This is a genomic window from Arthrobacter sp. P1_B4, assembly GCF_056406555.1.
Window position 1 is genome coordinate 1 of sequence record NZ_JBFTZW010000093.1, and the last position, 13295, is coordinate 13295.

Here is a 13295-nt window from a genome sequence, read left to right on the forward strand (position 1 = left end):
GGCGTCGACTTCACCAAGTCGCTCGACGTCAAGGAACCCACCGTCAAGGTGGTCACCGAGGGCGGTGGCGAGCGGGTCAAGGCCAACCAGATCGCCAACATTTCGATCGTGGCCTTCAACGGCACCGACGGTTCCACCCTCGAAGACACGTTCCCGAACGATCCCGAGCCGCTGGAGCTAAACGACGAGCTCAAGGGCAGCAGCCCCGTCATCTACAACGCGTTCGTGGGCGCCAAGATCGGCTCGCACCTCGCCCTCGCCGTTCCCGGCCAGGCCGCAGCCGAGGGTACCGCGGCCAAGCCGACCCAGCTCCTTATCGTCAAGGTGCTCTCCGCCAAGGACGCTCCGCCGGTCCTGGACAAGCCTGAGGGCGACGCCGTCACCCCGCCGGCCGGACTGCCGACCGTGAAGGAAAACGACAAGGGCGTCCCGGAGATCTCCGTCGCCGGCGTCAAGGCGCCGACCGCGTTGGTCTCCCAGGACCTCATCACCGGCAAGGGCCAGGCCCTCAAGGAGACCGACACCATTACCGTGAACTACGTGGGCGTCGCCCTCGCCACCGGCAAGGTCTTCGACTCCAGCTTCGACAGTGGCAAGAAGGCCACCTTCCCGTTGACCGGCGTCATCAAGGGCTGGACCCAGGGCCTGACCGGCAAGACGGTCGGCTCCCGTGTCCTTCTGGTCGTCCCGAAGGACCTCGCCTACGGGGATCAGGGCCAGGGCGACGCGAAGGGCGACCTCGTCTTCGTCGTCGATATCCTCGGCGTCAAGTAACCCACCGCTACAACTGCAACCACTACACGTCACCTCAAAGGAGCAACCATGTCATTTGGACAGCGCAACCTCGACCGCGAGAAGCCGGAAATTGACTTCCCCGTAGGAGACGTCCCCACCGAACTGGTCATCACCGACCTGATCGAAGGGGACGGCGCCGAGGCCAAAGCCGGCGACACCGTTTCCACCCACTACGTGGGCGTCGCCTGGTCCACCGGTGAAGAATTCGACGCTTCCTGGGGCCGCGGCGCGCCGCTGGACTTCCGGGTCGGCGTCGGCCAGGTCATCCAGGGCTGGGACCAGGGCCTGCTGGGCATGAAGGTCGGCGGCCGCCGCCGGCTCGAGATCCCGTCCGAGCTTGCCTACGGCTCCCGTGGCGCCGGCGGGGCGATCGGCCCCAACGAGGCCCTGATCTTCGTCGTGGACCTCGTCGCCGTCCGCTAGTCCCCACCCGCCCCCGGGGAACGAAGCGCGGTAACAATCGGAAAAGTTCTTCCGGCTGTTGCCGCGCTTTCGTCATTTTCCGGGACCGGCTTTAGTACCCTTGCGGGGTGTCCGCCTCACGTACAGAACGCCTCCTGAACCTGCTCATCGCCCTGCTCAACACCAAGTACGGCCTGCGCCGCAGCGAGCTGCGCGAAAAGGTCTACCACGACACCACGAGCAGTGACGTCGCCTTCGGCCGCATGTTCGAACGCGACAAAGGCGAGCTGCGCCAGTTTGGCTTCGACGTCGAGGCCGTGACGGACACGGGCTGGGGCTCCGACGACCCGGCAACCACCCGCTACCGGATCGGCAAGGAATCGAACCGGCTGCCCGACGTCAGCCTCACCCCCGAAGAGTGCACGGTCCTGATCCTCGCGGCCCAGCTCTGGGAGCACGCCGCCCTCGGCTCCGCCGCCGTCGACGCGGTCCGGAAGCTGCAGGCCGCCGGCGGCCTGGTCGACGCCGAACTCCCCACCGGCGTCCAGCCGCGCATCCGCCCCGCCGGCCAGGCCTTCGAGGACCTGGTCGCCGCGATACACGCCCAGCACCCGGTCCGGTTCAGCTACCTCGCCGGCAGCACCGGCCAGGAGCAGGAACGCCTGGTGGAGCCCTGGGGCCTGGGCAGCCGCTTCGGCCAGTGGTACCTCGTGGGCCACGACCGGGGCCGGGGGGACAAACGGTTCTTCCGCCTGTCCCGCCTGACGTCCGCCGTGACCGTCCTGGAGAAGGAGAGCTTCACGCCGCCGGCCGGGTTCAACGTCCGCGCGGAGCTGGCCGGCCTGGCCGAGCTGCCGGTGCAGAGCGCTGTGGTCGACGTCGAACACGGGCGGCTCCTGGGCCTCCGCAAACGCGCCCAGCCGCTTCCGGACGCAGCGCCGGAAGCCGCAGCGCCGGAAGCCCGAACACCGGGGCACCCGGCCGGGACGGACCGCCTCGCGGTGCCCTTCCGCGATGCGGAGACCCTGGGCGAGGAGCTGGCCTCCTACGGTCCCCGCGTCACCGTGATTTCACCCCCCGAACTCGCCGGCGCCGTCCACCGCCGCCTCACGGCGGCCGCCGAGTTCGCCGACAGGCCCCTGCCGGACGTCGCCTTCCCGGCGGCGGGCCGCGCCGGCCGTACCCGTAAACGAACCTCGGAGGACCAGCTCAAGCGGATGCTGCAACTGGTCCCGTTCCTTGTCCACAACCAGGGACTGCACATCAGCGAGGTCGCCGCCAGGTTTGGCATCACCCGCAAGGCACTCGAGGACGACCTGCGGATCCTGATCTGCTCGGGCCTGCCGGAGGGCTACCCCGACGATCTGCTGGACATCCAGTGGGACGATGACCACGTATTCATCACCCAGGCCCTGGACCTGACCCGCCCCGTACGGTTCACCGTGGACGAGGCCTGTGCGCTCCTGACCGGCCTGGAGACGCTCAACAGCCTGCCCGAGCTCGCCGAAGGCGGCGCCCTGGAATCGGTGACGCTCAAACTCATGGCCGCGGCGGGGGAGGAAGGCGTCAAAGCCACCGCGCTCTCCGGCCCCGAGGTGGCCCCCGGTGATTCCGCCATCCTCGACACCGCCCGCGCCGCCCTCGAATCCGGCGCGCAACTGCACCTGAGGTACTTCTCGGCGCAGCGCGACGCCGTGTCCGAACGCGACGTGGACCCCCTGCGGCTCTATTCGCTGGACAACACGTGGTACCTCGAGGCGTACTGCCACTCCGCCCAGGGCCTCCGCAACTTCCGGCTGGACAGGATCGAAGCCCTTGAGCCCAACGGCCGGCGGGCGGCCGCGCCGGCAAAGCCGGCGGACAGCTTTCCGGTGAAACTGTTCACCCCGAACGACGACGACACGGTGGTCGTCGTGGAACTCGCGCCCCGCGGCACCGGCCTCGCTGATGACTATTACGCCGAGCGGACCGCGGCTCTGCCAGGCGGCGGCATGCTCGCCGAAATCCGGTTTGGCAGCACGGACTGGCTGCCGATGTTCGTGGCCCAGCACGGCGGGATGGTGCGGATCCTGCAGCCAGAGGCCCTCGCGGCCGCGTCGCGGGAGTGGCTCGCCGCGGCCCTGACGCAATACGAAGCCTTCTCAGATCGCCCGATAGACTGATCAGCATGCCTTGGTGGTCCTGGATCGTTATTTGGATAGCGCTTGTCGCGTTGTCGCTGTTGTTCTTCGGCGTGCTCGGCTTCCGGCTGTTCCGGCAAGCCACAACGACGCTCACCGAATTGGGTGAAGCCGCGGACCGCTTTTCCACCCTGCCTTCACCAGCGGGCACCGGCACCGTTTCAGCGGCTGGTTCGACAGCGGCCGGCGCCGGTGACCCGGGCAGCGCGGACGAATCCCTTCGGCCGGTGCCCGGCGACGCCATTTTTGCCTCGCCCGCGCGGATGCGACATGATTACCACGCATCCAAGCTCGCCCGGCAAAACGCCCGCCGGCTGCGCCGCATCCAACGCAAGAAGGACCGCGGGCAACCCCAGGCGCTGCGCGACATCGAAACGCGTTAGACATAGGATGTATTCAAACGAAAGGACCTCTCCCCATGAGGCTTGAAGGCTGGCATCTCATCATCATCATCGTTCTGGCACTGGTGCTGTTCGCTGCGCCGAAGCTGCCGGGTATGGCCCGCAGCCTGGGCCAGTCGATGCGCATTTTCAAGTCGGAAGTCCGGGAAATGAAGAAGGACGGCACCACCGATGCCAAGGATGGCTCCGAGCCGGTTGAAGGACGGGTCATCAACCACCCGCAGACCGGCGCACCGGAAAGCCGCACGGGCGACGGAACCGACGTTCCGCCGTCGACCCGCGCCTAAGACCGCATGGCAGTAACCATGAGCCGTCGATCGAACCCCGAGGGGAGGATGGCGCTCCTCGACCACCTCAAAGAGCTGCGCAACCGGCTCTTTAAGGCGGCAATCGCCGTCGTCCTTGGGACGGTAGTGGGTTTCCTTGTCTACCAGCCAATGCTGGCGGCGCTGATCAAGCCGATCCGCGACCTGAACGAACATGAAGGCCGCCAAGCCACGCTAAATTTCGACGGCGTCGCGAGCTCGTTCGACCTCATGATCCAGGTCTCCGTGTTCCTGGGCCTGATTATCGCCAGCCCCGTCTGGCTCTACCAGCTCTGGGCCTTCATCGTGCCGGGGCTGCATAAGAAGGAACGCCGCCTGGCCCTGTCCTTCGTGGCGGCGGCCGTGCCGCTCTTCGTCGGCGGCGTCCTGCTGGCCTGGCTCGTGCTGCCCAACGCGGTCCGCGTCCTGACCGACTTCACGCCGTCGGGCGGCTCCAACTTCATCAGCGCCCAGGTGTACCTGTCCTTCGTGCTGCGGCTGCTGCTCGCCTTCGGCATCGCCTTCCTCCTCCCGGTGGTCCTGTTCGGGCTGAACCTGGCCGGACTCATCAAGGGCCAGCAGCTGCTCAAGAGCTGGCGGATTACAGTCTTCCTGGTCTGCCTGTTCGCCGCGATGGCCGCTCCCGGCGCCGACGCCATGAGCATGTTCTACCTGGCCGGACCCATGCTGGCGCTGTTCTTCGCCGCGATCGGGCTGTGCCTGCTCAACGATCGCCGGCGCGAGCGGCGCGCCGTCAAACGCGACGCCGAGACCGAAGCCACCGCCGACCACGCCACCCCCAGCTCCGAGCTGGAGAATCTCTAGCCTTTCGCGCACTAGGCTGGAAACATGTCCTCACACCCCGGGCCGGAATCACCGTCCGAACGTTACCGCGCCAGCGTCGAGCGGGCTGCTGAAGCCAAGACCTATCTGGGCGGGTTCATCCGCTCGCTCGAATTTGAACTCGATGACTTCCAGCGCGAAGCATGCCTGTCCCTGCAGGCCGGCCGGGGCGTGCTGGTGGCCGCCCCCACCGGCGCCGGGAAGACGATTGTGGGGGAGTTCGCCATCTATCTGGCCCTCCAGCGTGGGCTCAAGGCGTTCTACACCACCCCCATCAAAGCCCTGAGCAACCAGAAGTACTCCGAACTGGCCGCCAAGTACGGCGCCGCCCAGGTGGGCCTGCTCACCGGAGATACCAGCATCAACGGCGACGCCCCGGTGGTGGTCATGACCACCGAAGTGCTCCGCAACATGCTCTACGCGGATTCGGACACCCTGGATGATCTCGGCTTCGTGGTCATGGACGAAGTCCACTACCTCGCCGACCGCTTCCGCGGCGCCGTGTGGGAGGAAGTCATCATCCATCTGCCCAGCGAGGTCCAGGTGGCGTCCCTGAGTGCCACGGTCTCCAACGCCGAGGAGTTCGGTGCGTGGCTCGACACCGTCCGCGGGCAGACCGATGTGATCGTCTCCGAGCACCGCCCGGTGCCGCTGTGGCAGCACGTCATGGTGGGGCGGAAGATCGTGGACCTGTTTGCCGGCGACACGAGCTTTGACGAGATCGCCCTGCCTGTTGGGGCAACTGCCAGTGAGGCAACTGCCGGGGAGGCATCCGCCGTAGCCGATGCTGTTGTCGGCGGCCCGGCGGCCGCCGTCACCTCGGAAGTGCCAGGGCGGGCCGGCTTCGAGGTCAACCCGGAACTGCTGTCCATGGCCCGGGCCGAGAGCCAGATGAATTTCCGTGGCCGCTTCGGCCACGGCGGCCGGAACCAGCGCCGCCAGCAACGCAGCCAGCGGGACGAACCGCAGGGCGCCCAGCGCAGCCCGGTGCGGAAGGCCAGCCGGCCGCAGGTCATCGCCAGCCTGGACCGGCAGGACCTCCTGCCGGCCATCACATTCATCTTCTCGCGCGCCGGCTGCGATGCCGCCGTGGCCCAGTGCGTCGCGGCCRGACTCTGGCTGACCAGCGAGGCCGAACAGCAGATCATCGCCCGGCGCGTCGACGAGGCCGCCCAGGACATCCCCTCGGATGACCTCGATGTGCTCGGCTTCTGGAGCTGGCGGGACGGCCTGCTCCGCGGGCTCGCCGCGCACCACGCCGGCATGCTGCCGACCTTCAAGGAGGTTGTGGAGAAGCTGTTCGTCGACGGGCTGGTCAAGGCCGTCTTCGCCACCGAAACACTCGCCCTGGGCGTCAACATGCCGGCCCGCTGCGTCGTGCTCGAAAAGCTGGACAAGTTCAACGGCGAGGCCCATGTCAACATCACGGCGGGGGAGTACACCCAGCTGACGGGCCGCGCCGGCCGCCGCGGCATCGACGTCGAGGGCCACGCCGTCGTGCTGTGGCAGCCCGGAACGGATCCGGCCGCCGTCGCCGGCCTGGCCTCACGGCGAACCTACCCGCTGAACTCCAGCTTCCGGCCCACGTACAACATGTCGATCAACCTTTTGGCGCAGTTCGGCCGGCCGCGCGCCCGGGAGATCCTCGAATCATCCTTTGCCCAGTTCCAGGCGGACCGATCCGTGGTGGGACTGGCCCGGCAGGTCAGGAGCCGGGAAGAATCCATTGCCGGGTTCAGCAAGGCCATGACCTGCCATCTGGGCGACTTCACCGAATACGCGCGGCTGCGGCGGGCCCTGGGTGATGCCGAAACCATGGCCTCGCGGAGCACGTCCCGGGCCAGGAAGTCCTTGACCGAGGACTCCCTGAGCAGGCTGCTTCCGGGGGACGTGGTGGATGTTCCGGCCGGGAAGTCGCCGGGGCTCGCGGTGGTGCTCAGCTCCGACCACGAATCCCGCGAGCCCCGCCCCGCCGTCATGACGCTGGACAACCAGCTCCGCCGGATTGGCCTGCACGACGTCGAAGGTCCGTTGTCGCCGATCACCCGGATCAGGATTCCCAAGACCTTCAACGCCAAGGTTCCCAAGTCCCGCCGCGACTTGGCGTCCTCGGTACGCAACGCCATCCGCGAGCACCGGCCGCCGGCGCCGCCGCGCCGCGACGACGACTTCGGCCGGGCCTCCGCTGCGCCCAACCAGGAGAAGCGGATCGCTGAGCTCCGCCGGGAACTGCGCGCCCATCCCTGCCACGGCTGCAGCGAACGCGAGGACCATGCCCGGTGGTCCGAACGCTGGTGGAAACTCCGCCAGGAAACGGACGGGCTCATCCGCCAGATCCAGGGCCGGACCAACACCATCGCCAAGACGTTCGACCGTGTGTGCGGCGTCCTGACGGGCTACGGCTACCTTGAAACCTCGGACACGGGCGCGCTGTCCATCAGCCCGGACGGGCAACGCCTGCGGCGGATCTACGGCGAAAAGGACCTGCTGATTTCGCAGTCACTGCGGATGGGGGCCTTCAACGACCTCGACGCCGCCGAGATCGCCGCGCTGGCCAGTGTGCTCGTCTACCAGGCCAAGCGCGAGGACCGCGGCCTGCGGCCCAAGATGCCGAGCGTGTCCCTGGAATCCGCGGTAGACACCGTGGTCCGCGAATGGTCCGCGCTGGAGGACGTCGAGGAAGCCAACAAGCTGCCCCTCACTGGCGAGCCCGAGCTCGGCCTTGTGTGGCCGATCTTCAAATGGGCCAAGGGCCGGCACCTCCAGGACGTGCTGAGCGGCACCGACCTGGCCGCGGGCGACTTTGTCCGCTGGGTCAAACAGGTGATCGACCTCCTGGACCAGCTCGCCGACATCCCGAACCTCGACCCCCGGATTGCGCGGCTGTGCGCGGAGGCCATCAAGCTCATCAAACGCGGCGTCGTCGCCTATTCCTCCGTGGCCTAGGGCGCGGGCCGGACCGGCCCGCTCCCTGCGTCAGTCGCTGGCCCGCTACCGCGGCCTCCCAGATTTTCGAACCCGCCGGCCCTCGGCCGGCCCCCAGCAACAAGGAGTTCCCGCCCCATGACCGATTCGCCGGCCGCCCCCGCCCCCCGCAACGTCACGCTGTACCGCAACGGCTCGGTCTACACAGCTGCCGATCCCTTTGCGACTGCGATGCTGGTCGACGGCGACACCGTCGCCTGGGTTGGTTCCGAGCAGGCCGCCACGTCCATCGCCGATGCCTCCATGGAGGTGATCGATCTGCAGGGCGCGCTCCTGGCCCCCGGCTTCGTGGACTCCCACATCCACCTGACGGAAACCGGAATCGCGCTGGAGGGCCTCCAGCTGACCGGGGTGCGCTCCTCCGCTGAACTCCTCGACGCCGTCGCCGCCGCCTCCGCGTCCAGCGCGGGCGGTCCCGTCCTGGGCCACGGCTGGGACGAGACCACCTGGGCCGATCCCGCCCTGCCCTCCCGGGACGAAATCGAACGCGCGGCCGGCGGCCGCCAGGTCTACCTGTCCCGCGTGGATGTCCACTCGGCCCTGATATCGAACTCCCTGGCCGCATCGGCCGGACTGGACGGGCTCGACGGCGGCGGCGCCGGAAGCCAGGTCAAACGCGACGCCCACACCGCGGCCCGCCTGGCGGCCCGCCGGCTGCCGGCGGACGCCCTGCGCGCATACCAGCAGCGCGCCCTCGCCGAGGCAGCGGCCAACGGCTACGTGGCCCTCGCCGAGATGGCCGCGCCGCATATCGGAAGCATCGAGGACCTGCGGCTCGCGGTGGCCTGGAACAGCACCTCCGGCGGCGGACCGAACGGGGTGGACGGCGTGGCAGTGCCGGAGATCCTGCCGTACTGGGGCGAGCTCGCCGGATCCGCCGAACATGCCCAGTCCATCCTGGACGAATTGGGCCTGCCCGTGCTGGGCCTGGCCGGCGACCTGAACATCGACGGCTCGATCGGCTCACGGACTGCCGCCCTGCGTGCGGACTACACCGACGCGCCCGGAGAGCGCGGCAGCCTGTACCTCTCCGTGGCCGAGGCAGCCGCCCACCTCGCGGCGTGCTCCCTCCTGGGGATCCAGGCGGGTTTCCACGTGATCGGCGACGCCGGCCTGGACGCGGCCCTCGACGCCCTCGACCTCGCCGCGGCTGAGGTGGGGGAGCAGCGCGTCCGTGCCGCGGGGCACCGGTTCGAGCACGTCGAACTCGCGGATGCCGCGGCCATCAGCCGGCTGGCCCGCTATTCGGTCAGCGTCAGCGCGCAGCCGGTCTTCGACGCCCTGTGGGGTGGCGGGGACCGACTGTACCAGCAGCGGCTCGGCTCCCGCCGGCTGGGAATGAATGCCTTTGGCAGCCTCTACGCGGCCGGTGTGCCGATCTGCTTCGGCAGCGACAGTCCGGTGACGCCGCTCCGGCCGTGGTCCAGCGTGCGCGCGTGCCTGCAGCACACCAATCCCGCCGAACAGATCTCCGCCCGCGCCGCGTTCCTCGGCCACACGCGGGCCGGCTGGCGGGCAGCCCGCTACCCCAACCCCATGGCCGGGCAACTGGTGCCGGGCGCTCCGGCCAGCTTTGCGGTCTGGGGGGTCGAGGAGCTCATGGTCCAGGTGGCCGACGGGCGCGTGCAGTCGTGGAGCACCGACCCGCGCGCCCGTACCCCGCTGCTGCCGGCGCTCGACACCGGCAGCGATCCGGCCTGCCTCCTGACGGTACGGGACGGCCAGGAACTCTATGCCAGCGGCGCCCTCCACGCCTGAACACCTGGCGCCTGATCCGGCCCGTCATCCAGCGGACGGAGCGGAAACATTTCCACCCGCGACCCCGCCCTGAACTGCGCCGACAGACGAAACGGCAGGTCACGGCTCGGTTGACAGATCGGCCCGCCCCCGTAGCATTGAGGGGCAACGGAGGGTTGCGTACCGCGCAGACTCCGGCAGTCCACGGTCCTTCCCAGGTTGCCGCACCCGCGGGAGCTTTACTTGGTCATGACCACGGGCACCCCCAGGGGGCGGGTCTACTTCGCAGCAGAAAACGGTTCCGGCGCCGCAATTCGTGGCCTGCCGGAACTGGCCCGAAGCGGGTGGACCTGCCCGGGCGGCCGCACGGCCGCCTCGCGGGCGCCCCACGGGCGCGCAACTCCCTATAATGGGAAGTTGCGCCTGAATATCCGGAACCATTGACTTTCGGCGCACCGACCGCTCCCTTCAAGGAAAGGCCTCGCTGTGCGTGTCCTCACCATCATCCCGACCTATAACGAGCTGGAATCGTTGCCCAAGACCCTCGGTCGCCTGCGCACAGCCGTGCCCGCCTCCGACGTGCTGGTTGTCGACGACAACAGCCCTGACGGCACGGGGCAGCTGGCGGACCGCATGGCCGCAGAAGACGGACAGGTCCACGTCCTGCACCGCGCCGGAAAGGCCGGCCTGGGAGCGGCGTACATCGCGGGCTTCAAGTGGGGCCTGGACGCCGGCTACGACATCCTCGTGGAGATGGACGCTGACGGCTCGCACCAGCCCGAGCAGCTGCCGCAGCTGATCGAGGCCGTGGAGCAGGGCGCGGACCTCGCCATGGGCTCCCGCTGGGTTCCCGGCGGCCGTGTGGTCAACTGGCCGCTCTACCGCCAGGCCATCAGCCGCGTCGGCAGCACGTACGCGCGGATCATGCTCGGAGTAAGGATCAAGGACGTCACCGGCGGCTTCCGCGCCTTCCGGCGGACCACGCTGGAGAAGCTGAACCTGGATGCGGTCGACTCGGTAGGCTATGGCTTCCAGGTGGATCTTGCCTGGCGCGTGGCCAAGCTCGGCCTGACCATCGTGGAACGGCCCATTACGTTCGTGGAGCGCGAGCTCGGCGCTTCGAAGATGAGCGGCAACATCGTCGTCGAAGCCATGATCAACGTCACCAAATGGGGACTCACGGCCCGCTGGAACAAGCTCCGGGGCAAGCAGGACAGCAGGCAGGACGCCTAAGGCGTGTCTCCCGGTCCGGGCATCACCGGGGTATAGGGTCGGGCGGTATGGCGCTGCGACTTGTTCAGGTGAATTTCAAGGCTCGGGATGACTCAACGCTCGGCCGGTTTTGGGCGGAGGCACTCGGCTGGGGTGTGTCCAGCGAGGGACCCGGTGTGACCAATGTTGAACCCCTGGGTTTCGTCTGGCCGGACCCCGCCGCCGTCTGCGTCGATGTCGTCACCGTCCCGGACCCCGAGACGGTGGGGTACCGGGCGCGCCTCGATCTCGCCACCACCTCTGCGGCCCACCAGGCGGAGCTGGTGGCGCATCTCTTGGGGCTCGGCGCGAYGCCCGCCGACGTCGGCCAGGGTGCTGAGCCGTGGACGGTACTGGCCGACCCGGAGGGCAACCTGTTCCGCGTGCTGGAGCCCCGCCCGATCTACCAGGACACCGGGCCGATCGCCGCGGTGGTGGTCAGCTGTGCAGACCCACGGGCCATGGCCGGGTTCTGGGCCGGGGCGACGGACTGGACCCTGCACGAGGTGGACGACGATCACGCGAGGCTGCGTTCGGCCAAGGGTGTCGGGCCGTACCTTGGGTTCCTTCGTACGCCCGGCGTGCCTGCCGTGTGGGGCCGTGTCCATCTCGACCTGATGCCATACCCGGGTGATGATCAAGCGGCGGAGGTGGCCCGGCTGCGGACTCTGGGCGCCACTGACGCCGACGTCGGCCAAGGCGATGTGCCCTGGGTCTGCCTCGCCGACTCGGAGGGCAACGAGTTCTGCGTCCTCACCCCCGGCTGACGCAGAATCCCGGCTCCTGCACGCGTCCAGGCGATGCAGCCGCAGGATGCGCAGAGGAGCCGCAGAGCATGGAGGCGCAGGAACAGGAAAAGGGCCGGGCCCGCACCGTAGCCGATGCGCTGGGGACTAGGCCGAACGGCGTTCGCCGCGGCGTTCGCGCAGGATGGTGAGGCGATCTTCGAGGATCTGCTCAAGTTCGGGAAGCGAGCGGCGCTCCAGCAGCATGTCCCAGTGCGTGCGCACTGCCTTCTCGTTGCTGTTGACGGGGCGTTCGCCGTCCACCAGCAACGCCTCCTTGCCCGTCTTCGAAACCCAGACCGGGGGGATTTCGGCTTCCGAGGAGAATGTCACGAACACCTGCTCGCCATCCTCGCAACGGTATTCAACCCGCTGGCGCGGAGCCGGTTCGACGCCGGATTCGGTCTCCATGCTCTGTGCGCCAAGGCGCATACCCCGCAGGCTGCGATCGCTCATCTTTTCTCCCTCTATTCGGTTCGCAGGGTCAAGCCCTGCGTTGTCCGGGGACCGTCAGGCGCCGGACTTCTGGTTGCACCGCGCTGTACCGTAACTGGCCCGGTGTGGCCCGGCCAGATGACAGTCACCAGTGGACAAAACTCTTTGGAACGTCATTGGAATCAACGCTGTGCGGAGCGTTTTTGTTCCGGACGGCTGAACTGACCGGACAAATATTCAAGTATACGGGAGTGGTGCGGGCGCGGTAAAGCGAGTAGCCCCGCGGCATGAACTGCGTATCCTGTACCCGACCGGTCCGGCCTTAAGCCGGCTGGCCCCCGCAGCCGGCCGAAATGGCCGGTCCGCGGGGGCCAGGACGGAGCTATCCGATCCGACCGATCCAGTGCGGGAGCAGGCTCAGGGCCGGTTCCCTTGGCCGTCGGCTGCGGCGGGCGGTGAGTACGGAGCCACGTCCGGCGTTGAGGCCGTCTGCTCCTGCACCGCGCCTGCACCCAGTACGCTGCCGATCCCTTTGAGCGCCTCGCCAACCTCGCTGGGAATGATCCACAGCTTGTTTGAGGATCCCTCGGCAATCTTCGGGAGGGTCTGGAGGTACTGGTAAGCCAGCAGTTTCTGGTCCGGGTTGCCCTTGTGGATCGCGTCGAAGACCTTCTGGATGGCCTGGGCCTCGCCGTCGGCCCGCAGGATGGCCGCCTTCGCGTCGCCTTCGGCCTTCAGGATGGAGGACTGGCGCTGGCCTTCGGCGGTGAGGATCGCGGACTGCTTGGTGCCCTCGGCCGTCAGGATGGCGGCACGGCGGTCACGTTCGGCCCGCATCTGCTTTTCCATCGAGTCCTGGATCGAGTGGGGCGGATCGATCGCCTTGAGCTCGACCCGGGAGACCCGGATGCCCCAGCGACCRGTCGCCTCGTCCAGGACGCCGCGGAGCTGGCCGTTGATCTGGTCGCGCGAGGTAAGCGCTTCCTCCAGGTTGAGGCCGCCAACCACGTTGCGCAGGGTGGTGGTGGTCAGCTGTTCCACTGCCTGGATGTAGTTGGCGATCTCGTAGGTGGCGGCCCGGGCGTCCGTGACCTGGAAATAGACCACGGTGTCGATCGAGACCACCAGGTTGTCCTCGGTGATGACCGGCTGCGGCGGGAAGGACACCACCTGCTC

Annotated in this window: 12 protein-coding genes; 10 read left to right on the forward strand and 2 right to left on the reverse strand. The window is 68.3% G+C overall.

Features of this window, described 5'->3' with window-relative positions; all coding sequences use genetic code 11:
• The 10 genes from AC1D1W_RS17800 to AC1D1W_RS17845 all read left to right on the forward strand — a co-directional run.
• Positions 1–774: FKBP-type peptidyl-prolyl cis-trans isomerase (locus tag AC1D1W_RS17800; RefSeq protein ID WP_476944378.1), on the forward strand; the 774-nt coding region annotated here is incomplete at its 5' end.
• Positions 775–822: 48 nt separating this feature from the next.
• The gene (locus tag AC1D1W_RS17805; protein ID WP_028275583.1) at positions 823–1218 is read left to right on the forward strand and encodes an FKBP-type peptidyl-prolyl cis-trans isomerase; all 396 of its coding nucleotides are present in this window, start codon (positions 823–825) and stop codon (positions 1216–1218) included.
• Positions 1219–1325: 107 nt separating this feature from the next.
• On the forward strand, positions 1326–3359 hold the full coding sequence (locus tag AC1D1W_RS17810; protein ID WP_476944379.1) for a helix-turn-helix transcriptional regulator: 2034 nt from the start codon (positions 1326–1328) through the stop codon (positions 3357–3359).
• 5 nt (positions 3360–3364) lie between these two features.
• Positions 3365–3760 carry a hypothetical protein gene (locus AC1D1W_RS17815; RefSeq protein ID WP_028275584.1) on the forward strand — a complete coding sequence of 132 codons (396 nt, stop codon included), beginning with the start codon at positions 3365–3367 and terminating at the stop codon, positions 3758–3760.
• Positions 3761–3795: 35 nt separating this feature from the next.
• Positions 3796–4065, forward strand: coding sequence for a Sec-independent protein translocase subunit TatA (gene tatA / locus AC1D1W_RS17820; RefSeq protein WP_028275585.1), 270 nt, complete (start codon positions 3796–3798; stop codon positions 4063–4065).
• Between the two features lie 48 nt (positions 4066–4113).
• Entirely contained in the window at positions 4114–4908 is a 795-nt protein-coding gene (gene tatC / locus AC1D1W_RS17825) for a twin-arginine translocase subunit TatC (protein WP_028275586.1), read from the forward strand.
• Positions 4909–4932: 24 nt separating this feature from the next.
• On the forward strand, positions 4933–7872 hold the full coding sequence (locus AC1D1W_RS17830) for a DEAD/DEAH box helicase (protein ID WP_476944380.1): 2940 nt from the start codon (positions 4933–4935) through the stop codon (positions 7870–7872).
• A gap of 117 nt (positions 7873–7989) precedes the next feature.
• A complete protein-coding gene (locus tag AC1D1W_RS17835) occupies positions 7990–9669 on the forward strand; it encodes an amidohydrolase (RefSeq protein ID WP_476944381.1) in 1680 nt (559 codons plus the stop codon).
• Positions 9670–10134: 465 nt separating this feature from the next.
• Complete coding sequence (locus AC1D1W_RS17840; protein ID WP_028275587.1) at positions 10135–10881, forward strand: polyprenol monophosphomannose synthase; 747 nt, start codon at positions 10135–10137, stop codon at positions 10879–10881.
• A gap of 47 nt (positions 10882–10928) precedes the next feature.
• Positions 10929–11666: a VOC family protein gene (locus AC1D1W_RS17845; RefSeq protein WP_476944382.1), complete on the forward strand. Its 738-nt coding sequence runs from the start codon at positions 10929–10931 to the stop codon at positions 11664–11666.
• 126 nt (positions 11667–11792) lie between these two features.
• On the opposite strand, the gene AC1D1W_RS17850 is transcribed toward AC1D1W_RS17845, so the two are convergent.
• Together AC1D1W_RS17850 and AC1D1W_RS17855 are read right to left on the reverse strand one after the other, a co-directional pair.
• Positions 11793–12140: an RNA polymerase-binding protein RbpA gene (locus AC1D1W_RS17850; protein ID WP_026266329.1), complete on the reverse strand. Its 348-nt coding sequence runs from the start codon at positions 12138–12140 to the stop codon at positions 11793–11795.
• A 396-nt stretch (positions 12141–12536) separates the two neighbouring features.
• Positions 12537–13295, reverse strand: a 759-nt coding sequence (locus AC1D1W_RS17855; RefSeq protein ID WP_476944383.1) for an SPFH domain-containing protein, incomplete at its 5' end; no start/stop codon positions are given.